A 22,565-nucleotide genomic window follows, 5' to 3' on the forward strand; every position below is an offset into this window, starting at 1 on the left:
GCAGCCTCTTTTCGTCTTTGAATCCTGGGCAGTTTTCATGTTTCGAGAATAAATTATCGCTCTCCGAGATTAGCTAGCCTCGGGATCGCCGGTCAAACAGGCAGCCGCGCGTTGCCTGCCAAATGCTCGCGATGCCTGGAACATGCCGTTTGTGACTGGCGACAGACCTCCCGGCCCTTGACCCTCAGTGATCCAGGTCATACAGTTGTTCCACTATTCAATATCTTGATTTCGCGATGTGGAATAACAGAAACGGCGGCTCGCCGGTCTCACCACCGCGGAATCCCCTCCAGAATTGAGACGCATTATGCAGACCCCTCCCCAGGTCGGCGTTGACGCGATCCAGGACCCGACAGTGAAGTCGGTTGTTCCTGGCCACCAGTCCGCCAGTGTTGAAGATATCTGTGCATCAGCCAGCGCAGCATCAGGCCAAGACATCAGTCCCACGCTTTACAACGCGGACCTTGCCCCCACCAAACGTGCCGGCCGCAGCTGGTCCGGCTACAGCATCTTCACCCTCTGGGCCAACGACGTCCACAGCCTCGGCAACTATGCCTTCGCCATCGGACTGTTCGCCCTCGGACTCGGGGGCTGGCAGATCCTGCTCGCGCTGGGCATTGGGGCTGCGCTGCTGTTCGGCCTCCTGAACCTTTCCGGTTTCATGGGCGTCAAGACCGGTGTTCCCTTTCCGGTGATGAGCCGGATCAGCTTCGGAATCCGCGGCGCCCAAATTGCCAGCCTGCTCCGCGGCGCCGTCGCCATCGCCTGGTTCGGCATCCAGACTTACCTGGCGTCTGTTGTCTTCCGGGTCATGCTCGTGGCAATGTTCCCGGCCCTCGCCGGGCTGGACAAGGACTCCATCCTCGGACTCTCCACCCTCGGCTGGATCGCATTCGTTATTCTCTGGGTTGTACAGCTGGTGATCGTCAGCTTCGGAATGGAGATGATCCGCAAGTACGAGGCCTTCGCCGGACCCGTCATCCTGGCCACCATGGCGGCCATCGCCATCTGGATCTTTATGGAGGCGGGCGGCTCAATCGCCTGGTCCTCAAACAATGCCCTTGAAGGTCCCGAAATGTGGCTAACCATCTTCGCCGGCGGTGCCCTCTGGGTCTCTATCTACGGCACCTTTGTCCTGAACTTCTGCGACTTCACCCGCTCCGCCGTCTCGAAGAAGGCAGTGGTCCGGGGCAACTTCTGGGGCATCCCCATCAACATGCTCGTTTTCGGCGCCATCGTCGTCGTCATGGCAGGCGGACAGTTCAAGATCAACGGCACCATCATTGAAAGCCCCTCGGACATAGTCCAAACCATCCCCAACACGCTGTTCCTGGTCCTCGCATGCCTGGCCCTATTGATCCTCACCATCGCGGTGAACCTCATGGCCAACTTCGTGGCCCCCGTCTACGCCCTGACCAACCTGATCCCCAAGCACCTGAACTTCCGCAGGGCGGCGATCATCAGCGCCGTCATCGGGCTGGTCATCCTGCCGTGGAACCTCTACAACAACCCCTTGGTCATCGTGTACTTCCTCGGCGGCCTCGGTGCCCTGCTCGGCCCGCTGTTCGGCGTCGTGATGGCTGACTACTGGCTGATCCGCCGCGGCAAGGTCAACGTCCCCGAGCTGTACACCGCCTCCCCGGAAGGTGCCTACCACTACAGGAACGGCGTCAACCCCAGGGCAATCATTGCCATGGTGCCGGCAGCCGTCCTGGCTCTCCTCATCGCGTTTGTCCCCGCCCTGGCCCCGGCAGCACCCTTCGCCTGGTTCTTCGCGGCCGGCATCGCGGCCGTGGTGTACTTCTTCGTCGCCGACCGCTCGCAGCGTCTCGAAGACCGCGACGGCGAGACCATCGCCGTCGCCAGCACCCACTAAGGAAAGCCCAATGCGCATACTCGTTGCGAACGTCAATACCACCGCCTCCATGACGGAGTCCATCGCCGCGCAGGCCCGCAGCATTGCGGCGCCCGGGACGGAAATCGTGGGCATCACACCGCGCTTCGGCGCCGACTCCTGTGAAGGCAATTTCGAGAGCTACCTGGCAGCCATCGCCGTGATGGACGCCGTGACCTCCTACCCTGACCCGTTCGACGCCGTCGTCCAGGCGGGCTACGGCGAGCACGGACGGGAGGGACTGCAGGAACTGCTGGACGTTCCGGTGGTGGACATCACCGAGGCCGCCGCCAGCACGGCCATGTTCCTGGGCCACAAGTATTCGGTAGTCACCACCCTGGACCGGACCGTGCCGCTGATTGAGGACCGCCTCAAGCTGGCAGGGCTGGATGCCAGGTGCGCCTCCGTCCGGGCCAGCGGCATGGCCGTCCTGGAGCTCGAGGAGGAACCGGAACGTGCGGTGGAGGCCATAATCGGCCAGGCGATGCAGGCCGTCAACCAGGACAAAGCCGAAGTGATCGTGCTGGGTTGCGGAGGCATGGCGGGCCTGGACGAGCAGATCCGGCAGCGGGCCGGAGTACCCGTGGTGGACGGTGTGGCGTCCGCCGTCGCGATCGCCGAGTCCCTGGTGCGCATGCGCCTGTCCACCTCCAAGGTCCGGACCTATGCTGCGCCGCGGCCCAAGACCGTCATAGGCTGGCCGCTGAACAGTCCCGCCGTGCAGGCTTCGCTCTAGCTGCTGGGCCAGGGCATCGGCATCAGTACGAGGAGAACCGTGTGAACAGTCCCAAAACGCCGGCGCGCGTGGCGGTGGTTACCGGAGCGGGTTCCGGCATTGGCCGGGCGGTGGCCCGCCTGCTTCTGGCCGACGGCTACGGCGTTGCCCTTGCCGGTCGGCGTGAGGCGCAGCTGGTGGAGACGGCGGACGGGCATCCCCGCGCGCTTCCGGTCACCTGCGATGTCACCCGGCCCGACGACGTCGAGCACCTTTTCGAGTCCGCCCGCCAAAGGTGGGGGAGGGTGGACCTGCTGTTCAACAATGCAGGTGTATTTGGCCCGGCCGCCAGCGTGGATGAAATCTCGCTGGCGGACTGGGACGCCACCGTGGCGGTGAACCTCACCGGATCCATGCTGTGTGCGGCGGCCGCCGTCAGGACCATGAAGGCGCAGCAGCCGCAGGGCGGGCGGATCATCAACAACGGCTCCATCTCGGCGCACTCGCCCCGGCCCCGGACGGTGGCTTACGCCGTGACCAAGCACGCCATGACCGGGCTGACCAAAAGCATCGAGCTGGATGGCCGGGGCTTTGGCATTACCTGCGGGCAGATCGACATCGGCAACACGGCAACGGGAATCATGGACGAAATCGGTGTTGGTGCGGGTGCGCTCCAGGCTGACGGCAGCCGCCGGGTTGAACCCACCTTCCCCGTGGAGGACGCCGCCCGTGCGGTGCTCATGATGGCCAACATGCCGCCGTCCGCCAGCGTCGGTTCCGTGGTGGTGACCGCCGCCGGCATGCCCTTTATCGGCCGCGGCTAAAGCGGGACTAAAGGGGCAGCAGCGACGAGAGGTCTGCCCGCAGCCCCGAGGCCGCCACCTTGCCGGCAGCGACAGCCTCCGCCCAGCCCAGCTGGCCGGTCACCATCCCGAGCCATGTGGCGGCGTCGCACTCAATGACGTTGGGCGGCGTTCCGCGCGTGTGCCGCGGCCCCTCCACGCACTGCGTGACGCCGAAGGGCGGCACCCGTACCTCCACGGAGTTGCCGGGCGCGCGCGCCGTCACTTCCTCCAGCGTGTAGCGCACAGCGGTTGCGAGCACGGCGCGCGGAACGGGGATGTCCGACGGCGGCGCAGCGGCTTCCCGCCACACGGCGAGAGCGGCGGCGCCTTCCTCCGGGTCGATGCGGCGACGGGCAACAGCCATGGTTCCGGCTTCTTTCACTCAGGGATGCGGGCGGCAAAGGCAACCAGATTAGCAGTGTGCAGGATCCGCTAGTCCAGCAGCGCCGAAACAGCCGGGCCAAGCCGGATCCTGCCCACCGGCCTGCCCCCGCCCATGACAGGCTCAACCACTTTTTCGAGGACACTGGCAACGCCCTGAATGTCCGCCGCACCCGCCGCTGCCAGCAGGGTCAAAGCCACGAGCGAGGTTGCACGCACGTTGCCGTCCAGAATCTTCACTGCCACTGAAACACCCTGCGCCGTGGCCATCACCAGGACACCTTCTGCACCGATCTTGGCAATGATTTCCAGCTCGTCCATGACCAGAGTGTTCGCTTCGCCGATGCCCTGCACCGCCCAGGGATAGTCCAGCATGGAGGTGGCAATGGTGGCAGCGCGGGCGCTGAAACTCTGGTCGCCCGGAGCTTTCGCCAGCTGTGAATACCCCCTCGCCAGGCCCTTGAGGGACACCGCCGCCACGGGCGCCCCGCAGCCGTCAACGCCCAAATGGGCGATCTTCTCGCCCGTGTATTCCTCAATCACGGTGCGGACACGCTGCTGCAGCGGATGGTTGGGTTCCAGGTAGCTGTGGGTATCCCAACCGTTCTCGGTGCAGGCCCAGAGGAAAGCAGCGTGCTTGCCGGAACAGTTGTAGGCCAGTCGGGACTTGCCATTTTCCGACCGCACCAGCCAGTTGCGGGCCGTCTCGTCCTGCGGCCAGGCCTCCGGGCACTGCAGCTGGTCCTCGCGCACCCCTGCCGCTTTGAGCATCCCGGCAACCACGTCCATGTGGTCAAGCGATCCGGTGTGGCTGCCGCAGGCCACGGCCACCTGGGCTCCGCGCAGCGGAACCCCGGACTGCATGGCGGCCAGGGCCTGGAACGGCTTGAGGGTGGACCTGGCGTAGATGGGGGTGGTGACGTCACCAAGTTCGGTGACCACGGATCCGTCCGCTGCAAGGAGCACGGCAGATCCGATGTGCCGCGACTCCACGAAACCGCTCCGTTCAATCACGGCCAGTTCCACTGCGGAGTCGACGGTAAAGGTGGCATGCGGGTTGTGCGGCATGGTGCCAGTCTAGGGGCCGCCCTTTGGAATGCCGCGCTACTGGACGGTCACCATGACGGATTGCCAGCCGGACGCACCGTTGGGAACCGGGTCAGCCCGCTGGTCCGTCTGCACCTCGCCCGTGCCGTCCGTAGCCCGGACCTTGAGGTAATGCTGCCCGGGAGCGGCCTCCCACTGGAAGGACCATTGCCGCCAGGTAACCAGTGAAGCCTCTGCGGAGAGATCCGCCTCCATCCACTCGCCGTCGTCCACCTGGACCTCCACTTTGGAGATGCCGCGCGTCTGGGCCCAGGCCGTCCCACCCACGGCAACTGTCCCGGCGGGCACCTTTGCGAAGGACTTGGGCACGTCCACCCGGGCCATGGTCTTGATCGGCCCGCGCTCGGACCAGCCGCGCTCGGTCCAGTACGCCTTGCTGTCGGCGAATCGGGTCACTTCGAGGTCAACTACCCATTTGGTGGCGGAAACAAAACCGTAAAGGCCGGGGACCACCATCCGCACGGGATAGCCGTGCTCCAGCGGCAGCGGCTCGCCGTTCATGCCGATAGCCAGCATGGCGTCCCGGTCGTCCTGCAAAACCTCCAGGGGAGTGGAGGCGCTGAAGCCGTCTATCGAGGTGGAGAGCACCATGTCCGCCCCATCCTTCGGCCTGGCCCGCTTCAATACTTCGCGGAGGGGCAGGCCCAGCCATTTCGCGTTGCCCGCCAGGTTTCCGCCCACGGGATTGGACACACAGGTAAGCGTGACATGGGACTCGATCAGCTCGGCGTCGAGCAGGTCCTGGAAGGTGAGGCGTACCTCCTCCTCAACCATGCCGTGCAGGCGGAGCTCCCAATTGTCCACGTCGATCTCCGGCACGCTGAGCGCGGTATCGATGCGGTAGAACTCACCGTTCGGCGTCAGCCACGGCGTAACTCCCGGCACGGGTGACTGGACCCCCGCCGGAACAGCCGGAGCCCACCTGGCCGGGACGGGGAGCTGCAGCGCATCGCGGGCCTGGAGAATGTTGCTGCGGGCTGCACCCAGCAGCCTTCCGCCTGTAGCGGCCAGGCCAGCCGCGGCGGCGGTGATTCCTGCAGCCGCGAAAAAGCGGCGGCGGCTTGCCCCCTTACGGGGATTGTCTTCCATGGGGTCGGCGTCAACGGCGGCGCTGGCCGGCGCTTCCGGCCACGCCTGCACGCCCCGGATCCTGGCCACCAGCAGGCGAAGCACCAGCAGCCCGGCGAAGGTTCCCACCACCGATGGGATGGCGTCCATGGCTCCGACCCCCGCCCGCGTGACCACGCTGGCCACAATGACGGCGCCCATGAACAGGACCCCCAGCACGCCCCACGTCCACCGCCGGTACGCCACGACCCCCAGTACGCAGGCCAGCACGGCAATCGTCAGGCCCATGCCCACGAAGAGCGCCGCCTTGTCATTGGTGCCGAACGTGGCGATGGCGAAGTCCTTCAGCCAGGACGGCGTGAAGTCGATGAAGGTGGACCCCAGAGCGATCAATGGAGTGGCGCGGGCAGTGAAGAACGCTCCGAGCAGTTCGGCCACGGCAAGGACGACGGCGGCCGCCACCACGCCTGCCAATGCAGCCATCGCCGCGGGTCCTTTGAGCCAGTCCGTCATCTTCTTCATAAAGAGGATTCGGAACGGGCGGGCTCCCGGATTGATGCGCTGACTGGGAAAGACACAGCTTAGGAGCGGGCAGGGTGCACAAAGTACCCTTGGAGACTGTGAAGGTACTCGTCATTGGCCCCGGAGGCCGCGAACACGCCATTGTCCGCTCCCTGCTCGCAGACCCCAACGTGTCCGAGGTCCACGCAGCTCCTGGAAACGCCGGCATCAGCAAGCTGGTTCCCACCCATAAGATCAATGCCAATGATCCCCAGGCCGTAGCCGCGCTGGCCACCAAGCTGACCGTTGACCTGGTGGTGGTAGGCCCCGAGGCGCCGCTGGCGGCAGGCGTGTCCGACGCCGTCCGTGAAGCGGGTATCCCGGTGTTCGGCCCCAGCAAAGCCGCCGCCCAGCTTGAGGCCTCCAAGGCGTTCGCCAAAGAAATCATGGCGGAGGCCGGCGTTCCCACGGCCATGGCAATGGTTGCCGGCAACGCCGAGGAAGCCGAGTCTGCGCTGGACACCTTCGGCGCACCCTACGTGGTAAAGGATGATGGACTTGCCGCCGGCAAGGGCGTGGTGGTTACGAAAGACCGGGAGGAAGCCCTGGCCCACGCCCAGTCCTGCTTTGATGCAGGCGGCTCCGTGGTGATCGAGGAGTTCCTGGACGGACCCGAGGTCTCCCTCTTCGTCCTCTGCGACGGCCACAACACCGTTGCGCTCTCACCTGCCCAGGACTTCAAGCGGATCTTCGACAATGACGAGGGGCCCAATACCGGCGGCATGGGCGCGTACACCCCGCTGGAGTGGGCGCCGGAAGGCCTGGTCCAGGAAGTCCTTGACCGGGTGGCGCAGCCCACCGTCAACGAAATGGCCCGCCGCGGCACCCCGTTCGTCGGCGTCCTGTTTGTGGGGCTGGCACTTACCTCGCGCGGCACCCGCGTGATCGAATTCAACGTCCGCTTCGGCGATCCCGAAACCCAGGCCGTCCTGGCGCGGCTTAAGACTCCGCTCGGGGCCCTGCTGCTCGCGGCCGCCAAGAGCGAACTGGACAAGGCAGAAGAGCTGCGCTGGACGAAGGAAACTGCTGTCGCCGTCGTCGTAGCCGCCGAAAATTACCCTGACACCCCGCGTACCGGGGACCGCATCCGGGGACTCAAGAAGGTGGAGGAGCTGGAGGGCGTGCACGTCATCCACGCCGGTACCGCCTTCGACGAGGACGGCAAAGTGGTGTCCGCCGGCGGCCGGGTGCTTGCCGTCGTCGCGCTGGGCAGCGACCTGGTTGAGGCGCGCGAAAAAGCGTACGACGGCGTGGAACTGGTGCAGCTTGAGGGCTCGCAGTTCCGCAGTGACATCGGCGGCAAGGCCGCTCGCGGAGAGATCAAGGTTCCCTCCGGCGCCGCCCTCTCCCAGAACAAGACGAAGGCCTAGCATGAGCGAAACTCCAGCACCCCGCGGCTTCAGCACCAGGACCCTTGACCTGCCGGGATGGACACACGTCTACTCCGGGAAAGTCAGGGACCTCTATGAGCCGGCTGATGAGGCCATAGTGCGGCGGGTCGGCCAGGACTGCGTACTGGTGGTTGCCAGCGACCGGATCAGTGCGTTCGACCACGTCCTCTCCAGCGAGATCCCGGACAAGGGACGCATCCTGACCCAGCTGAGCCTGTGGTGGTTTGACCAGCTGGACGTGGAACACCATGTGCTGGGTTCCACCGTGGAGGACGGCGTGCCGGCCGAGGTTGAGGGCCGCGCCATGATCTGCAAGAAGCTTGATATGTTCCCGGTGGAATGCATCGCCCGCGGCTATCTCACCGGCTCAGGCCTGCAGGAGTACCGGTCCTCGGGGACAGTGTGCAGCATCCCCCTGCCGGAAGGCCTGGTGGACGGTTCGCGGCTGGAGCACCCCATCTTCACTCCGTCTGCCAAGGCTGAGGTGGGCGAGCATGACGAGAACATTACCTATGACGCTGTGGTGGCGATGGTGGGTGACGACATTGCCGCACGGCTGAGCGAGCTCACGCTGGAGATCTACACCACTGCCGAAAAGATTGCGCGCGAGCGCGGGATCATCCTTGCGGATACGAAGGTGGAGTTCGGTTATGACCCGGTCTCCGGATCCATCACGCTGGGGGATGAAGTGCTGACGCCGGATTCCTCACGGTTCTGGGATGCTGCCACCTACCAGCCGGGCCGGGCACAGCCTTCCTATGACAAGCAGTACGTACGGGACTGGCTCACATCGGCCGAGTCGGGCTGGGATAAGTCTTTGGATACTCCTCCGCCGGCGTTGCCTGCCGAGGTGGTTGCCCTCACCCGCAGCCGCTACGTCGAGGCCTACGAGAAGCTCACCGGGAAAACTTTCGCCTGACGGGAGCCCCAGCTGCTCCCGGCGGACGGCGTCTTGCTTAGCTGGCTTTGGTAGCGGCGGCGCGCTTTTGGGCCAGTTTTATCTCCAGGACCGCGTCCAGTGCCTGTTGGACGCGGTCAGCTGCTCCTGCCGCACTGAAGGCTTTCTGCGCTTCCTCCAGGTGCACCAGGGCTTCCTCGGGTTCACCCGCGGCTTTGAGGGATTTGCCCAGCAGCAGCGAGACCTCGCCTGCCGTGTGCTTGGCCAGTGACGCCCGCTCCGCATGGATCTCGCGGAGTTTTTCGACGGCGGCAACGATGTCCCCGGTGAGGTACAGCCACCGTGCCCGGATGAAGGCAACCTCCAGCTCATCACTCTTTGTCCCGCCGACGATGGAGAAGGCCAGCTCTGCCCGCTCGATGGACGAAAGGGTTTCTGGTTCAACAATTCCCGACGACAACCGCACGGCTGCCGAGGCCTTGTTGAACCGGGCCCACAGTTCGATGTCGTTCGCTGGGGAGAGCAGCCGGGCGGCGCGTTCGTGGTGCCTGACTCCCTCTGTGTAGTCATGCCGCATGAAGGCGACATTGCCGACCACCCACGCAACCTCGCCGGCGAGCTGGGACATTGAGCTTTCATCCACCTGCGCGAGCAGATCCTGGCAGGAAGCCCACGCTTCATCCAGTCGGCCGCTTTCAGCTAAGGCGCCAATGAGTACCCGGAGTGCGCCAATGATAATCGTGGAACTTTTTGGCAGCTGCCGGGACAGTTGCATCGCTTCCTGTGCGTGGTTCACGGCCGCCGACAATTGCCCCTGGCGCTGGCATACGGTGGCCAGCATTTGGCGGGCACGAACACCGAGCCCTACTGATTCTGTGGCCATAGGATGCTCCAGCAGGCGCTGGATGATTTCCCGGCACTCCTGCAGATCGCCATGCTTCATGAGACATTCCGCCTGCATGTAGGACATGTTCCACCACGCACTGGTGTTCTTGCCTTCGAGGGCAATTCTTGCAGCTGTTGCTGCATGGCTTGCCGCAAGAGGATAATCCCTGAGGTCCCATGCTTGGCGGGCATAAAGCCCCGCAAGAACATATTCGGCGTCGCTGACGGTAATCGGCTGGCTCCAGGCTTCCAATGCCTTTGGCGCCAGCTCCAGCCTTTTAGCGAGTTCGTCGATCACCTCCGCGGTCGGCTCCCTACGGCCCGTCTCAAGCAATGAGATGTAGCTGGGGGAGTAGAGGTCCTTGCCGAGCTCAGCCTGCGTCAACCCGCGTTCCAGCCGCTCCGCCCGGAGCTTCTCCCCGAATCCGTTGCCCACGAACATCCTCCTTTCCCGGACAGTATTTGCACAGAGGCTTGACATCCTCTGTGGAAAACATTTTACAATGTATGTCAACAAGGGCAGTGCTGGCTTTGTAACGAATCCGACTCGTATTGAGGAACCGAATTATGTTGAAGAAGATCGTAACCGCAGCGGCGCTGGCCGGTGCTCTGGCTTTCTCTGCAGCGGCTCCGGCCGTCCTGTCCGCAGGTTCCATTGCCGATACCGAAGGTGTCTCTGTAGCGAGGACAGGCAACTGGCCTGATCCCATGTCCAAGCCCACAAAGGACAAGGGAAGCACAACCTACACTACCTACACCGGCAACTGGCCTGATCCGATGTAACAGCTTCCTCACACAATGGAGGCGAGGATGGCCCCGGAGCGAAAGCTCCGGGGCCATCCGTTTTTAATAACACCGAGGTAACGAAAAGAGGGCCTCCGGTAGGAGACCCTCTTTGTCATGGTCGGGATGACAGGATTTGAACCTGCGACCTCTTCGTCCCGAACGAAGCGCGCTACCAAGCTGCGCTACATCCCGATCCGCTGCAAAAGCAACTTTACAAGGATAGCCGATCCGGGGTCCCGATGCGAAATCCTGGCGCGGCAATACTGCCTTAGCGTTCCAACCAGCGGGAACGTCGTTCCCGCTGGAGTTAGACCAGTGAGTCCTTCCAGGCACCATGAAGGTCGGCGAAGCGTCCGCCGCCGCCAATCAGTTCGGCAGGGCTGCCGTCCTCCACAATGCGGCCATCGTGCACCACCAGTACCCTATCTGCGGTTTCCACCGTGGACAGGCGGTGGGCAATGATCAGTGCGGTCCTGCGGTCTGCTTCAGTGCCGGCCAACAGGTTAGCCAGGCCTTGCTGCACGAGCCTCTCGGACGGGATGTCCAGCGAAGACGTTGCCTCATCAAGGATCAACACGGCCGGGCGGGCAAGGAAAGCCCTGGCGAAACTGATGAGCTGCCGCTGCCCGGAGGAGACTCGCCCCCCGCGCTTGTTGACGTCGGTGTCGTAGCCTTCCGGCAGTTCCATGATGAAATCGTGGGCACCTACTGCCCTCGCCGCTTGCTCAATTTCCGCCCGTGAGGCCTCTGGCCGGCCCAGCGCGATGTTGTCGGCAACGGACCCGCTGAACAGGAACGCCTCCTGCGTGACCATCACGATGTTATGGCGCAGGTCCGTGGTGCCGAGGTCCCGGAGGTCCACCGCGTCAAGGGTGAGCGAGCCGGAGGTGACGTCGTAGAACCGGGCTATCAGCTTGGCCAGGGTGGATTTCCCTGCACCTGTCTGGCCCACCAGGGCAACCGTCTGGCCTGCGGGAATGTGCAGTTTCAGGGTCGGGACGATGACCGGGCCGTCGCCATAGCGGAACTCCACATTCTTGAAGTCGATGGCACCCTTGGCATTCTTAAGGGCAACGGGGTTCTTGGGCGGCCGGACGGTGGGCACTTCCTCCAGCAGCCCCGACACCTTTTCGAGGGCAGCCTGCGCGCTTTGGAACGAGTTGTAGAACATGGCCATTTGGTCCACGGGGTGGAAAAACCGCTTGGTGGAGAGGATGAGCGCCAGCAACACGCCGACTTCCAGGTCCCCGTCCAGGACGCGGAAGCCGCCGAAGAGCAGGACCACTGCCACACAGACGTTGCCGATCAGCACCAAACCCGGCTGGAAGATGCCGTTGAGGTTGATGGACCGTACGGTGACCCGCCGGTAATCCTCTGCGAGCTGGCTGTAACGCTCGGAGTTTTCCCGCTCTTTGCGGAAGGCCTTGACCGCACGGATCCCGGTCATGGTCTCCACGAAGTGCACAATCAGGCGCGCAGACACGACGCGCGACTCGCGGAAGGCAATCTGGGAATGTTTCTGGTACCAGCGCGCCAGGAAGAACATGGGCAGTCCGGCGGCCAGCACCAGCAGGCCGCTCCGCCAGTCCAGGGCAAAAACCGTCACGGCCGTGAAAATCATGAACAGCAATCCGGAGGCCAGCGAGCTCACACCGGAATCCAGGAGTTCGCGGAGGGCCTCCAGGTCGGAGGTCTGCCGGGCGATGATCCTGCCGGAAGTGTACTTCTCGTGGAACTCAAGGCTGAGCCGCTGGGTGTGGCGGAAAACGCGCAGGCGCAGGTCCAGCAGCATCGCCTGGCTCAGCTTCGCCGTGGAGGTGACGTACAGGGCTGTGAGCCCCGCCGTCGCAATGGCCGCCAGCAGGTAGGCGACGCCCGTGAACACCAGGGGAGCGTTGTTTCCCGCCTGCAGCGCAGGCAGGGCGTGGTCGATGCCGAAGGCGATCAGCGCCGGACCTGCCACGCGTGCCGCCTGGGAAAGGACGACGGTGGCGATGGTCAGCCAGAACCGCAACCGCACCGGCCGGATGAGTGAGCGCAGCAAGGCGAGCGACCGCCGTCGTACCGCCCTGCTGTCACTCTTGCTGAGGTGGGCATTGTCCTCGTTGGCGGTGCCGAAGGCTGCGGTGCTCATCGGGTGGCCTCCTCTGCCCGGATATCGTCCTCTTCCTTGAGATCCGAGAGTTCCGAATCCAGGTCCCGGGGTTCCTGGTCCAGGCTCGCGATGACGTAACGGTAATGCTCGTTGCTGGTCAGCAGTTCCGTGTGGGTTCCGACGGCGGCAATCCTGCCTTCCTCAAGCAGCGCCACCCGGTCCGCGAGGGCCACGGTGGACGGGCGGTGGGCGACGATCAGCGTGGTGGTGTCCTTCAGTACCTGCCGGAGCCGTGCTTCCACCAGTTCCTCAGTGTGGACATCCAGCGCGGACAGCGGGTCGTCCAGTACGAGCACGCGCGGGCGTGCAGCGATGGCGCGCGCAAGGGCAATCCGCTGGCGCTGGCCACCGGACAGGCTCAGGCCTTCCTCACCGATCAGGGTGTCCAGGCCCTCGGGCAGGGAATAGGCGAAGTGCGCCTGCGCAACGTCCAGGGCTTCTTCCAGGACAGCACCAGAGCGTTCCGGGGCGCCTAGCAGGACGTTGTCCCGGACCGAGCTGGAGAACAGGGTGGTGTCCTCGAAGGCAACGGCTACGACGCGGCGGAGCTCCGCCACATCGAAGTCACGCAGGTCCACGCCATCGATGCTGATGGAGCCCGCCGTGACGTCATAGAGCCGGGGCACCAGTTGGATGAGCGCGCTCTTGCCGCTTCCCGTGATTCCCACCAGGGCCATGGTTTCGCCCGGACGGACTTCCAGGTTGATGTCCTTCAGGATGGGCCTGTCCGGGGCGTCCTCGAAGGCGAAAGTGGCGTTTCGGAATTTTAGCGCTCCGGCCAGCTGGCGCGGGCGGCGGGGTTTGGGTGGGCTGGTAATGGTGTTCTTTGAGTCCATCACCTCGTAATGACGATCGACGGCGGTCTTGGCAGTGAGTGCCATGGCCAGCAGCATCCCGGAAAATTCCACCGGCGAAGCTATCACGGCAGCGGTTGCAAAGAACGCCACCAGCGCCCCGATGCTCAGCTGTCCGGTGGCGCAGAGCATGATGCCAACCACCAGGCCGGCACCCAGTGCGAGCTCCGGAAGCAACGTGACTACCATGGTGAACATTGCCTGGTGCCGCGCCTTGTCAATCTCCGTTTGGCGCAGCTCTTCGGCCTGCTCTTCGAAGTTGTCCAATGCTTCCCGGCTGCGGCCAAAAGCCTTAAGGACACGGATCCCGTGGACAGATTCCTCCACCGTGGTGGCCAGGTCTCCCGCCTGGTCCTGGCTGCGGCGGGCCACCTTGCTGAAGCGGGTCCGGAACCGGAAGCTGTAGGCCATGATGGGCACGGCCGCGGCCAGGAAAATCAGCGCGAGCTGCCAGCTCATGGCGAACATGACCGCGATGCCGATGACCACGGTGAGGGTGGTCACCACCAGCATGATGGCGCCGAACGCCATCCAGCGGCGCAGGAAGTTCAGGTCTGTCATGGCGCGCGACAGGAGCTGCCCGGAACCCCACCTGTCGTGGAAGGAGACGGTCAGTTCCTGGAGGTGGTCATAGAGGGAAACGCGCATCCGGGTTTCCACCGTGGTGGCCGGGTTGATGACGAACTGGCGGCGGAGCGCAACCAGGCCTGCTTCTGCGATGCCCAGGACAAGGATGATCCCGGCGGATACCCAGATGGCTTCGGTGCTGCCGCCGGGCTGCAACGACTCGTTGATCAGGACACGCAGGACCTGGGGGATGGCAAGGGCAACCACGCTCGCGAGGAGCGCGCAGAGCAGTCCCAGCAGGAGCCGGGGAATGATGGGCCTGACATGGGGGTAGAGACGACTGATCGACCGAAAAAATGAAGTTTGCGTTTGCCTGGCCATGCCCGCTTCTCAAGCTCTAAAACGAATGTAGTTTCCCGTAGCAACTACCCTATGCCATGAGGTGAGCCGGTTCACAGGAAAAATTGGCCGTTTTATACGCTTGCCTAGTTATTGCGTGCCGTAATAGAAGGGCCGTCAGGACGGCGAGGTGAGGGTCAGCAGGACGGCTTCGGGTTTGCAGGCGATCCTTACCGGGGCGAAGCGGGAGGTGCCGATGCCGCCTGAGACGTTGACCGGCGTCGTACGTCCATTGCTGGTCCAGTCATGCAGGCCCTTTGCCCGCCACGTGGGCAGGTCGCAGTTGGACACGACGGCGCCGTAGCCGGGAATGCACAGCTGGCCGCCGTGGGTATGTCCCGCGAGCAGGAGGTCGGCGCCTTCTTCCGTGAAGTGGTCGAGCACCCGCTGGTAGGGCGCGTGGAGGACTGCCACCTTGAGGTGGTCGCTGGCATCCTGGTTTACGGTTCCGCGGGGCCAGCCGGCGTACTTTTCCCGTTTCAGGTGGGGATCGTCCACTCCCGAGAAATCAAACCGCATGCCGTTGAGGGCCAGGGACTGGTGGCGGTTGGTCAGATCCACCCAGCCGGCCATTCCGAAACCCGACCGCAGCCGCGGCCAGTCGAGCAGGTTCGGTTTCGGCTTCACCTTCGACGGGCCGAACAGATACAGGGCCGGATTTTTCAGGCTGGGCGCGAAGTAGTCGTTGGAACCCGGAACGAAGACGCCCGGAAAGTCGAGCAGTGGCCGTAGGGCGGCCAGGAGGGGATCCACGGCTCTCGTGTGGCTCAGGTTATCGCCGGTGTTTACCACCAGGTCCGGCTCCAGGTCGGCCAGGGACTGCAGCCAGGCCGCCTTCCGCTTCTGGCCCGGGACGAAGTGGATGTCACTCAGGTGAAGGATGCGGAATGGGCTCCGTCCCGACGGCAGGATGGGGAGCATTTCCTCGCGGAGGACAAACTGGTTTCTCTCCCACAGGCCATACCCGAAGGCTGCCGCTCCGGCGGCCGCTCCCGTTCCGGCGGTGACGGCGAAGCCGCGCCCGATGCTTCGGGCGCGGCTGGCGAGGGTGCTGTCTGTCATTGGCACTAGTCGTCGTTGTTTCCGTTGCCGTTCCCGTTGCCATTGCCGCTCGGCTGGGGTGCGGGGGCGGGTGCTGCCGGCGCAGAGGGTGCAGGAGCCGGGGCCTGTGTAGCCCGCGGTGCCTGAGGTGCCGTCGTGGCGGGGGACGTGTTCCGCGTGGCGCCGCCGTTCAGCAGGTTGCCCGGCGGTGCCGGGAAGGGATCCGTGCCGAAGGCTGGGGCAATGCGGGACATAAAGTTCGAGAACATGGGCCCGGCGATCATGTAGCCGTCAATGCCTTGGTAGTACTTTCCGTTCACGGTGATGTTCTGGCCGGCGCGATCCTGGGCACCCAGCGGGTCGCCGAACCAGGCGGCTGTTGCAAGGCCGGTGGTGTGGCCAACAACCCAGGTGGAGCCGTTGTTATTGGACGTACCGGTCTTTGCTCCGATGGGGAAGTTCGTCCGGGTGGAGATCCGGGGCTGGATCAGCGACCCTGAGCCGCGGTTCAGCACTTCCTGCAGGGCGTAGTTCACGCCGCGGGCAACCTCGGGCTTGAGGGCGTCGCGGCAGTTTGTGGACTGGGCCGGCAGCGTGGCGCCGGTCTGGTCCGTCACTGACGTGATAGCGATGGCTTCACAGAACTTCCCGTCATTCGCGAACGTTGCGAAGGCGCTGGCCATGGTCAGCGGGGACGTTTGCGTGGAACCAAGCAGGTTGCCCAGCAGGGACATGTCGATCTTCGGATTGGGCTCGGAACCGTCTGCCGAGGGAAGGCCGCTGTGGAGGCCGACCGAGTCAACCACCTTTTGGATGCCGCAGAAGTCTAACTGCGCTGCTGACGCGAAGGTCACGGTGTTGATGGAGTTGTAGAGGCCCTCCAGGACTGACAGCGGGCGGTACCACTGCGGTTCCGCGTTCTGGAGGTCGTCAGCTGTTCCGAGGCCCTGGTTCTTCTGCGCGGTGCTGTAGCCGCCGGTCACCTTGCCGCAGGTGTGGCGCCAGGGGAAGCTTAGCGGGTAGACGCGCTGGGCCGAGTTCACCACCGTGTTCATGGGCTTGCCCTCGTTGAGCCACTCGGCGAACGTGAACGGCTTCATGGTGGAGCCGGGCTGGGCGCCGCCCAGGCCGTTGAGGTCGTTGCCGTCCTTGTCCAGCTTGTCCACGTTGAAGTTCACCTGGGAGTCAAAGGAGCCCTCGGCAGGCAGGAAGGTGGTGTTCTGCGCCATCGAAATGATCTTGCCGGAGTTCGGCTGCACGGACACCAGGGCAGCGCCCCACTTGTCCGGGTTGGCGCCGGCGGAGGCGTTGACCTGCTCCTGGGCGGCAGCCTGGGCGTTCGGGTCGAGGGTGGTGGTGATGGTCAGGCCACCGCCGTAGATGAGGCGCTTCCGCTCATCAAGGTCCGCGCCGTAGGCGGGGTTGTTCTCCAGCAGATGCAGGACGTAGTCGCAGAAGTAGGGTGCTGTGGACGCGTAGGCGCAGCCCTGGCGTGCCGGGGTGACCTTGGTTTCCACGGGTGTAGCGACGGCGGCTTCGTAATCAGCCTGGGTGATTTTGCCCTGGTCCCGCATCAGGGTCAGAACCAGGTCGCGGCGCTGCTTGGAGCTTTCCGGATTGTTGATGGGGTCGAAGGCGGACGGGCTGTTCACCAACCCGGCCAGCAGCGCCGCCTGGGGCAGGGTGAGGTCCTTGGCAGTGGTGCTGAAGAAGAACTTGGAGGCAGCCTCCACCCCGTAGGCGTCGCGGTTAAAGAAGACGATGTTCAGGTAGCCCTCAAGGATCTGTTCCTTGGAGAACTCCTTTTCCAGCGCGATGGCGAGCTTCATCTCGCGGAGCTTGTCGCCCACGCCTTTGTTGACACCGTTGAGCTTGATCTGGTCCTCGTTGCCCTCAGCGGCGAGGTTGGCGTTGAGGACGTTGTTCACATACTGCTGGGTGATGGTGGAGGCACCCTGCCTGTTGCCGCGGGCTGTGCTGACCAGCGCACGGAGGATACCGGTGGTGTCCACCCCGCCATGCTCATAAAAACGGCTGTCCTCGACGGCGATGACAGCTTCCTTCATGAACGGCGAGATCTGGTCCAGGGCAACCTTGGTGCGGTTTTCCGTGTAGACGTTGGCGATCTCGCTGCCGTCCGCCGCCAGGATCCTGGTGGTCTGGTTGGGCGGATCCACCTTCAGCTCAGCAGGGAGGGTGTCGAAAAACTCGATCGAACCACTGGCCGCACTGCCGGAAACTGCCGCCGCCGGAACCAGCAGGCCTGCTACCAGGACACCGCAAATTGCACTCACGCCAAGGAAAACAAGGATCTTACCGAGGGTGGTGGCAGTGTCGAATAATGGGTTCGTACGAGTCGCCATGTTTTCCACTTTACCGGCAAGGACTAGTCTTTCTCTCATGACCAAATGGGAGTACGCGACGATTCCGCTCATTATTCACGCCACAAAGCAGATTCTCGACCAGTGGGGAGACGACGGCTGGGAGCTGGTCCAGGTGGTCCCCGGCCCCGACGGCAACGGCTTGGTCGCCTACCTCAAGAGGGAGAAGCAGTAGCATGAGCACCTCCGCAGAAGCCCAGTCTGCAGCACCTGTTTCCGCTGTTGAGCAGCGGCTTGCGGACCTCGGTCTCGCCCTTCCGGAAGTCGCCGCCCCAGTAGCCGCCTACGTCCCCGCCGTAATCTCCGGCAGCCACGTCTACACCTCCGGACAGTTGCCCTTCGTCAACGGAAAACTTCCGGCAACCGGGAAGGTGTCGGCAGGAACCGAAGGTTTTGCTGACGAACCCACCGTTTCCCCCGAGGACGCCCAGCGGTACGCAGCCATTTGCGCCGTCAACGCGCTGGCCGCCGTCAAGAGCGTCATCGGCGACCTTGACCGCATCACCCGCGTCGTCAAGGTTGTGGGATTCGTCTCTTCCGACCCGTCCTTCACGGGGCAGCCCGGCGTCATCAACGGAGCCTCCGAACTGCTGGGACGCGTCCTCGGTGACGCGGGCCAGCACGCCCGGTCCGCCGTCGGCGTCTCTGTCCTGCCGCTCGATTCTCCGGTAGAGGTCGAACTGATAGCGGAATTCAGCTAGGGCCGGTCGTTTCCCTTGCCTCACCTCGCCCGACGGCTCTTTGCACTTCCCCAGGACCTTGAAGGGGCGGCCCAGAGCTGGCTCGAACACGGTGAGCGGACGCCCCGGGCGGCGCGCCTGGCGTCCTCGGTGGTGCTGCTGCGCGATTCACCCACGGGTTTGGAGACCTGGCTGGCTTACCGGCCAGGTTCCTCCCCGCTGGGGGTTCTCGCGTTTCCCGGCGGTTCGCTTGATGCTGCCGACGACGACCCTGTCGGCTGGCTGGGTCCGTCACCGCAGCATTGGGCTGAGCAAATGGGAACGGACGACGTCGGGCTGGCGCGCCGGCACGTGCTGGGCGCCATCCGCGAACTCTTCGAGGAGACCGGCGTCCTGCTTGCCGGCTCCGATATGGCCAGCACGGTCGAAGCGACCTCAACGCCTGACTGGATGCGCGCCCGCCTGGCTGTTGCCGAGCAGGAAAAGACGTTTTCCGAAGTGCTGGCGAAGCGCGGCCTGTCAGTACGCACCGACCTGTTGAAATCCCTGGTCAACTGGCGCACCCCGGACTTCGCCCACCGCCGGTTCGACACCCGCTATTTTGCCGCGACCGTGCCGCTGAACCAGCAGCCCACCCTGCTTGAGGGCAAAGGCATCTGGGGCCGGTGGGTGAACGCTGCCGAGGTCATTGCGGGACGCGACACCACCGCGCTCGGGGATGAAGTGGGCCAGGACAACACGGTGGGCCGCACCCTGGGGGAACTCCTGGTTCCCGGCTCTGAGATCATGCTCGAAAAGATGGCAATGGCCAACGGTTGCATCGCGTACCTGAGTTACAAGCGCAAGGCCCACGTCTACCAGCCGGTTCTAGTGGAAGAAGACGGCAAGCTGATGCTCGAGGTCGAAGCCGCCAAGACCACCCCTGACGACCCGCAGCGCGAGCGCTAAATCCTGCGCAGGGTGGAATAGGGTCGGCTGGGCAGTGTTCCTGCGCTCCAGGGCCGGATGGAGGGCTCCGGCGGGATCTCACCGCGGCCGTCCCGGATTACCAGGACCACCGTCCCGGCTATGGCAGCCAAAGACGCAAGGCCCAGCAGGATCAACAAGACAGCCAGAGCCATAGACATCGCCATGCACCTCTGGTCCAATTTTACCGCCAGGCGTCCTTTACTGGCGTGGCCGGCCCCACGACGCTCTCCCACTGAACGCGGCTTTCCCGGCGACGCTCGATCACTTCCCGTGTGTTTTCCTGAAACCCTCTCGCACCTGGCTGCCCGTGCCTCCGACGCAGTGCGGGAGTGACGCAGTGCGGGAGGGAAAGGAAAAGCAGAGGATCTGACAGAGCGTCGGGGCATCACATGCAAAAAGGCCGCCCCGAGGGGCGGCCTTTGCTGAAGGAATTAGCGGGAGCGCTGGCGGAGCCGCTGCATGTCGAGGATGACGACGGCCCGGGCCTCCAGGCGCAGCCAGCCGCGCTGGACGAACTCGGCGAGGGCCTTATTGACGGTCTCGCGGGACGCGCCAACCAGCTGGGCCAGCTCTTCCTGGGTGAGTTCGTGGGCCACCAGGACTCCGTCCGTGGCAGGACGGCCGAAGCGGTCGGCGAGGTCCAGCAGCGCTTTGGCCACTCGGCCGGGAACATCGGAGAACACGAGGTCGGACAGTGAATCGTTGGTGCGGCGCAGGCGGCGGGCCAGGGCCTGCAGCAGCTGGGCTGAGACCTCAGGACGGCTGCGCAGGAGGTTGTTCAGGCTCTCGTTCTTGAGGCCGGCCAGGCGGGTCTCGGATACAGCCGTCGCCGTTGCGGTGCGGGGGCTCGGATCGAAGAGAGCCATCTCACCGAACAGTTCACCCGGGCCCAGGATGGCCAGGAGCGATTCGCGGCCATCAGGGGAGGTGCGTCCCAGCTTCACCTTGCCGGACACGATGAAGTACAGCTGGTCACCCTGGTCGCCCTCGCGGAATACCGATGCTCCGCGGGACAGGTCCACCTCGGTGAGCTCGTCCGTCAGCAGACGGAATGCGTCGTCGTCGAGCGTGGCGAAAAGGGGTGCTCGGCGCAGTACCTCGATGTCCATAAAATCTCCTGAGTAAAAGTATCGGCTGTGGCGCTTGTGCCATTGTTTCAGAATTTTCAATGTTCTGTGACGAACTTGGCAGGCAAGACGCCGCGGGGGGAGGCATTGGGGGCGGCACGAACCCACGGTTTATTGTCAGAGTCGGCCTCTAGAATGAAGGCTCAACTGCTTAATAAGGAGCCCTCGTGGTCGGCTTGACTGTCCTGGACCTGATCCTGATCCTGGCGCTGCTGTCCTACCTGGTTCACGGGCTGCGCAATGGTTTCCTTGTCACAGCCGGGGGCATCGCAGGGTTCGCAGCCGGGGCCGTTGCCGCCTTTTTTGCAGTTCCCCTGGTCAGCGGATTTGTGCAGGACTCCGGGTGGCGGCTGACCGCCATCGTCGCGGCCGCCGTCGTACTGGTGGTCCTGGGGCATGGCCTTGGAACCATGGTGGGGCGAAGCATTCGCGGGGTAATGCGGATCCGGCCTTTGCGGGCGGTCGACCGGCTGGTCGGCGGGGCCGTGAACCTGGTGGTTTCCGCACTGGTGATGTCAATGCTGGCCTTCAGCATCAGTTCGCTGGGTGTGCCGGTTGTGTCCCAGCAGCTGGCGGAGTCCCGGGTGATCCGCTTCATAGACGGGCTGACTCCCGACCCCGTCAAAGCCACCATGGCGCAGCTTCGTTCCACGGTGATCGGCAACGGCATCCCCACCCTGCTGGAGGGCCTGGAGCAGGGGCCTGCGGTACCTGTGCCGAACGCCAGCACCGACACGCCCGCGTTGAACCGGGCCGCGGAGTCAGTGTTGAGGATCGCGGGAACCGCCTACCAGTGCGGCCAGAACCAGACAGGCACCGGATTCGTGGTGTCGGAGGACCGCGTGGTCACCAACGCTCATGTGGTGGCGGGCGTGTCTGAGCCAGTGGTGGAAATGCCCGACGGCGGAGCAATGCCCGGGCGGGTGGTCTATTTCGACACCAAGCACGATCTTGCGGTGCTGGCAGTGGAGGATCTTCCGGTCGGACCGCTCGCCTTGAGTCCTGACCTGCCCGGTGGCAGTCCTGCCGCCTTTGCCGGATACCCGCACGGCGGCCCCTTCCAGTCAAGGCCTGCCACTGTCCAGGACGTCACCACGGTGCTGGTGCCGGACATTTACGGCAACAACGCTTCGCCGGAGGAGATTTACCGGCTTGCCGGCGACGTGGAACCGGGGAATTCAGGCGGGCCGCTGCTGACGATGGAGGGGCAGGTTGCCGGTGTGATCTTCGCTAAGGCCACGGCGGATACGGACATGGGATTCGCCATCACCATGGACGACCTGAATCCCGTCGCTTCGCAGGCGGCGTCCCTGTCCTCGCCCGTGTCCTCGGGGCAGTGCATCCAAAAATAAGTCCATGCGCCGCTAGAGGACCTCTGCCAGATAGTCGATGGCCAGCTTGTAGCCGAGCACACCTGCGCCCACGATGACCGCGGCGCAGACGGGCGACAGGTAGGAGTGGTGACGGAATTCCTCCCGCTGGTGCACATTGGTGATGTGAACCTCGACGGCGGGAAGCTGCACCGCCGCGAGGGCGTCACGGAGTGCCACTGAGGTGTGCGTTAAGGCGCCGGCGTTGATGACGATGCCTGCTGCTTTGTTCCTGGCTGCGTGGATGACGTCGAGCAGGACGCCCTCGTGGTTGGACTGGACGCACTCCACGGTGAAGCCATGGGCTTTGGCCGCTTCCGCCGCCAGCTGCTCCACGTCCGCCAGCGTTGACGTGCCGTACTTCTCCGGCTCACGCGTTCCCAGCAGGTTCAGATTGGGTCCGTTGACCACCAGGATGGTGCGGCTGCCGGCGGTTTCTGTGGAGGCTTCAGTCATGGATGCCAATCTAGCGGCTGGCCCGGTTTGCCGCG

21 protein-coding genes and 1 tRNA gene are annotated in these 22,565 nt (G+C 64.3%); 10 read left to right on the top strand and 12 right to left on the bottom strand.

The window, feature by feature from the left end; translation table 11 throughout:
• Positions 1-307: 307 nt before the first annotated feature.
• From FDW84_RS17595 to FDW84_RS17605, 3 genes are read left to right on the top strand one after another with little or no spacing between them, the layout of a single operon-like run.
• Positions 308-1,876, top strand: coding sequence for an NCS1 family nucleobase:cation symporter-1 (locus tag FDW84_RS17595; RefSeq protein ID WP_138610786.1), 1,569 nt, complete (start codon positions 308-310; stop codon positions 1,874-1,876).
• Between the two features lie 10 nt (positions 1,877-1,886).
• The gene (locus FDW84_RS17600; RefSeq protein WP_138610787.1) at positions 1,887-2,630 is read left to right on the top strand and encodes an aspartate/glutamate racemase family protein; all 744 of its coding nucleotides are present in this window, start codon (positions 1,887-1,889) and stop codon (positions 2,628-2,630) included.
• A gap of 41 nt (positions 2,631-2,671) precedes the next feature.
• Positions 2,672-3,433, top strand: a complete 762-nt coding sequence (locus FDW84_RS17605) for an SDR family oxidoreductase (protein ID WP_138610788.1) — start codon at positions 2,672-2,674, stop codon at positions 3,431-3,433.
• A gap of 7 nt (positions 3,434-3,440) precedes the next feature.
• On the opposite strand, the gene FDW84_RS17610 is transcribed toward FDW84_RS17605, so the two are convergent.
• From FDW84_RS17610 to FDW84_RS17620, 3 genes are all read right to left on the bottom strand, one after another.
• Positions 3,441-3,818: a sterol carrier family protein gene (locus FDW84_RS17610; protein ID WP_138610789.1), complete on the bottom strand. Its 378-nt coding sequence runs from the start codon at positions 3,816-3,818 to the stop codon at positions 3,441-3,443.
• Between the two features lie 68 nt (positions 3,819-3,886).
• The gene (locus FDW84_RS17615) at positions 3,887-4,903 is read right to left on the bottom strand and encodes an asparaginase (protein ID WP_138610790.1); all 1,017 of its coding nucleotides are present in this window, start codon (positions 4,901-4,903) and stop codon (positions 3,887-3,889) included.
• Positions 4,904-4,939: 36 nt separating this feature from the next.
• The gene (locus FDW84_RS17620; protein ID WP_138610791.1) at positions 4,940-6,532 is read right to left on the bottom strand and encodes a molybdopterin-dependent oxidoreductase; all 1,593 of its coding nucleotides are present in this window, start codon (positions 6,530-6,532) and stop codon (positions 4,940-4,942) included.
• 98 nt (positions 6,533-6,630) lie between these two features.
• Here FDW84_RS17620 and purD point away from each other — a divergent pair, with 98 nt between their 5' ends.
• Both purD and FDW84_RS17630 read left to right on the top strand, forming a co-directional pair.
• Positions 6,631-7,941, top strand: coding sequence for a phosphoribosylamine--glycine ligase (gene purD, locus FDW84_RS17625; RefSeq protein ID WP_138610837.1), 1,311 nt, complete (start codon positions 6,631-6,633; stop codon positions 7,939-7,941).
• Position 7,942: 1 nt separating this feature from the next.
• Entirely contained in the window at positions 7,943-8,881 is a 939-nt protein-coding gene (locus FDW84_RS17630; RefSeq protein WP_138610792.1) for a phosphoribosylaminoimidazolesuccinocarboxamide synthase, read from the top strand.
• A 37-nt stretch (positions 8,882-8,918) separates the two neighbouring features.
• Here the strand turns inward: FDW84_RS17630 and FDW84_RS17635 are convergent, their stop codons facing one another.
• Positions 8,919-10,181, bottom strand: a complete 1,263-nt coding sequence (locus tag FDW84_RS17635) for a helix-turn-helix domain-containing protein (RefSeq protein WP_138610793.1) — start codon at positions 10,179-10,181, stop codon at positions 8,919-8,921.
• 131 nt (positions 10,182-10,312) lie between these two features.
• On the opposite strand from FDW84_RS17635, the gene FDW84_RS17640 reads away from it, so the two are divergent.
• Entirely contained in the window at positions 10,313-10,528 is a 216-nt protein-coding gene (locus FDW84_RS17640; protein ID WP_138610794.1) for a hypothetical protein, read from the top strand.
• A 118-nt stretch (positions 10,529-10,646) separates the two neighbouring features.
• Here the strand turns inward: FDW84_RS17640 and FDW84_RS17645 are convergent.
• The 5 genes from FDW84_RS17645 to FDW84_RS17665 form a co-directional block, all read right to left on the bottom strand.
• Positions 10,647-10,723 (bottom strand) — tRNA-Pro (locus FDW84_RS17645).
• A 115-nt stretch (positions 10,724-10,838) separates the two neighbouring features.
• Positions 10,839-12,665, bottom strand: a complete 1,827-nt coding sequence (locus tag FDW84_RS17650) for an ABC transporter ATP-binding protein (RefSeq protein ID WP_138610795.1) — start codon at positions 12,663-12,665, stop codon at positions 10,839-10,841.
• The gene (locus FDW84_RS17655; RefSeq protein WP_138610796.1) at positions 12,662-14,488 is read right to left on the bottom strand and encodes an ABC transporter ATP-binding protein; all 1,827 of its coding nucleotides are present in this window, start codon (positions 14,486-14,488) and stop codon (positions 12,662-12,664) included. Before FDW84_RS17655 ends, FDW84_RS17650 begins: the two co-directional genes overlap by 4 nt.
• Before the next feature lie 135 nt (positions 14,489-14,623).
• Positions 14,624-15,568 carry a metallophosphoesterase gene (locus FDW84_RS17660; protein ID WP_171046829.1) on the bottom strand — a complete coding sequence of 315 codons (945 nt, stop codon included), beginning with the start codon at positions 15,566-15,568 and terminating at the stop codon, positions 14,624-14,626.
• Between the two features lie 5 nt (positions 15,569-15,573).
• Positions 15,574-17,910 carry a transglycosylase domain-containing protein gene (locus tag FDW84_RS17665; protein WP_138610798.1) on the bottom strand — a complete coding sequence of 779 codons (2,337 nt, stop codon included), beginning with the start codon at positions 17,908-17,910 and terminating at the stop codon, positions 15,574-15,576.
• Between the two features lie 37 nt (positions 17,911-17,947).
• On the opposite strand from FDW84_RS17665, the gene FDW84_RS17670 reads away from it, so the two are divergent.
• Genes FDW84_RS17670 through FDW84_RS17680 form a run of 3 tightly spaced genes read left to right on the top strand, consistent with a single transcriptional unit; the run spans position 17,948 to position 19,556 of the window.
• Positions 17,948-18,103 carry a Sp36 family protein gene (locus FDW84_RS17670; RefSeq protein WP_003797879.1) on the top strand — a complete coding sequence of 52 codons (156 nt, stop codon included), beginning with the start codon at positions 17,948-17,950 and terminating at the stop codon, positions 18,101-18,103.
• A gap of 1 nt (position 18,104) precedes the next feature.
• Positions 18,105-18,629, top strand: coding sequence for a RidA family protein (locus tag FDW84_RS17675; RefSeq protein ID WP_138134699.1), 525 nt, complete (start codon positions 18,105-18,107; stop codon positions 18,627-18,629).
• A 15-nt stretch (positions 18,630-18,644) separates the two neighbouring features.
• Positions 18,645-19,556, top strand: coding sequence for an NUDIX hydrolase (locus tag FDW84_RS17680; RefSeq protein ID WP_138610799.1), 912 nt, complete (start codon positions 18,645-18,647; stop codon positions 19,554-19,556).
• Here FDW84_RS17680 and FDW84_RS17685 read toward each other — a convergent pair.
• Positions 19,553-19,729 carry a hypothetical protein gene (locus tag FDW84_RS17685; protein ID WP_240721580.1) on the bottom strand — a complete coding sequence of 59 codons (177 nt, stop codon included), beginning with the start codon at positions 19,727-19,729 and terminating at the stop codon, positions 19,553-19,555. The genes FDW84_RS17680 and FDW84_RS17685 overlap by 4 nt on opposite strands.
• Positions 19,730-20,008: 279 nt before the next feature.
• Positions 20,009-20,686, bottom strand: a complete 678-nt coding sequence (locus tag FDW84_RS17690) for a Crp/Fnr family transcriptional regulator (protein ID WP_138134702.1) — start codon at positions 20,684-20,686, stop codon at positions 20,009-20,011.
• A gap of 185 nt (positions 20,687-20,871) precedes the next feature.
• On the opposite strand from FDW84_RS17690, the gene FDW84_RS17695 reads away from it, so the two are divergent.
• Positions 20,872-22,056: a MarP family serine protease gene (locus tag FDW84_RS17695; RefSeq protein ID WP_138610801.1), complete on the top strand. Its 1,185-nt coding sequence runs from the start codon at positions 20,872-20,874 to the stop codon at positions 22,054-22,056.
• A gap of 12 nt (positions 22,057-22,068) precedes the next feature.
• Here the strand turns inward: FDW84_RS17695 and aroQ are convergent, their stop codons facing one another.
• Positions 22,069-22,530, bottom strand: a complete 462-nt coding sequence (aroQ, locus tag FDW84_RS17700; protein ID WP_138610802.1) for a type II 3-dehydroquinate dehydratase — start codon at positions 22,528-22,530, stop codon at positions 22,069-22,071.
• Positions 22,531-22,565: the final 35 nt, after the last annotated feature.

The sequence above is a fragment of the Pseudarthrobacter sp. NamE5 genome (assembly GCF_005796225.1).
Classification (GTDB): Bacteria; Actinomycetota; Actinomycetes; order Actinomycetales; family Micrococcaceae; genus Arthrobacter.

What these genes read in the sequence shown, in the direction of transcription:
- FDW84_RS17595 (WP_138610786.1), top strand. Translation starts at nt 308, where the DNA reads ATGCAGACCCCTCCCCAGGTCGGCGTTGACGCGATCCAGGACCCGACA.
- FDW84_RS17600 (WP_138610787.1), top strand. Translation starts at nt 1,887, where the DNA reads ATGCGCATACTCGTTGCGAACGTCAATACCACCGCCTCCATGACGGAG.
- FDW84_RS17610 (WP_138610789.1), bottom strand. Translation starts at nt 3,818, where the DNA reads ATGGCTGTTGCCCGTCGCCGCATCGACCCGGAGGAAGGCGCCGCCGCT.
- FDW84_RS17615 (WP_138610790.1), bottom strand. Translation starts at nt 4,903, where the DNA reads ATGCCGCACAACCCGCATGCCACCTTTACCGTCGACTCCGCAGTGGAA.
- FDW84_RS17620 (WP_138610791.1), bottom strand. Translation starts at nt 6,532, where the DNA reads ATGAAGAAGATGACGGACTGGCTCAAAGGACCCGCGGCGATGGCTGCA.
- FDW84_RS17630 (WP_138610792.1), top strand. Translation starts at nt 7,943, where the DNA reads ATGAGCGAAACTCCAGCACCCCGCGGCTTCAGCACCAGGACCCTTGAC.
- FDW84_RS17640 (WP_138610794.1), top strand. Translation starts at nt 10,313, where the DNA reads ATGTTGAAGAAGATCGTAACCGCAGCGGCGCTGGCCGGTGCTCTGGCT.
- FDW84_RS17650 (WP_138610795.1), bottom strand. Translation starts at nt 12,665, where the DNA reads ATGAGCACCGCAGCCTTCGGCACCGCCAACGAGGACAATGCCCACCTC.
- FDW84_RS17655 (WP_138610796.1), bottom strand. Translation starts at nt 14,488, where the DNA reads ATGGCCAGGCAAACGCAAACTTCATTTTTTCGGTCGATCAGTCGTCTC.
- FDW84_RS17660 (WP_171046829.1), bottom strand. Translation starts at nt 15,568, where the DNA reads ATGACAGACAGCACCCTCGCCAGCCGCGCCCGAAGCATCGGGCGCGGC.
- FDW84_RS17665 (WP_138610798.1), bottom strand. Translation starts at nt 17,910, where the DNA reads ATGGCGACTCGTACGAACCCATTATTCGACACTGCCACCACCCTCGGT.
- FDW84_RS17670 (WP_003797879.1), top strand. Translation starts at nt 17,948, where the DNA reads ATGACCAAATGGGAGTACGCGACGATTCCGCTCATTATTCACGCCACA.
- FDW84_RS17675 (WP_138134699.1), top strand. Translation starts at nt 18,105, where the DNA reads ATGAGCACCTCCGCAGAAGCCCAGTCTGCAGCACCTGTTTCCGCTGTT.
- FDW84_RS17685 (WP_240721580.1), bottom strand. Translation starts at nt 19,729, where the DNA reads ATGGCTCTGGCTGTCTTGTTGATCCTGCTGGGCCTTGCGTCTTTGGCT.
- FDW84_RS17690 (WP_138134702.1), bottom strand. Translation starts at nt 20,686, where the DNA reads ATGGACATCGAGGTACTGCGCCGAGCACCCCTTTTCGCCACGCTCGAC.
- aroQ (WP_138610802.1), bottom strand. Translation starts at nt 22,530, where the DNA reads ATGACTGAAGCCTCCACAGAAACCGCCGGCAGCCGCACCATCCTGGTG.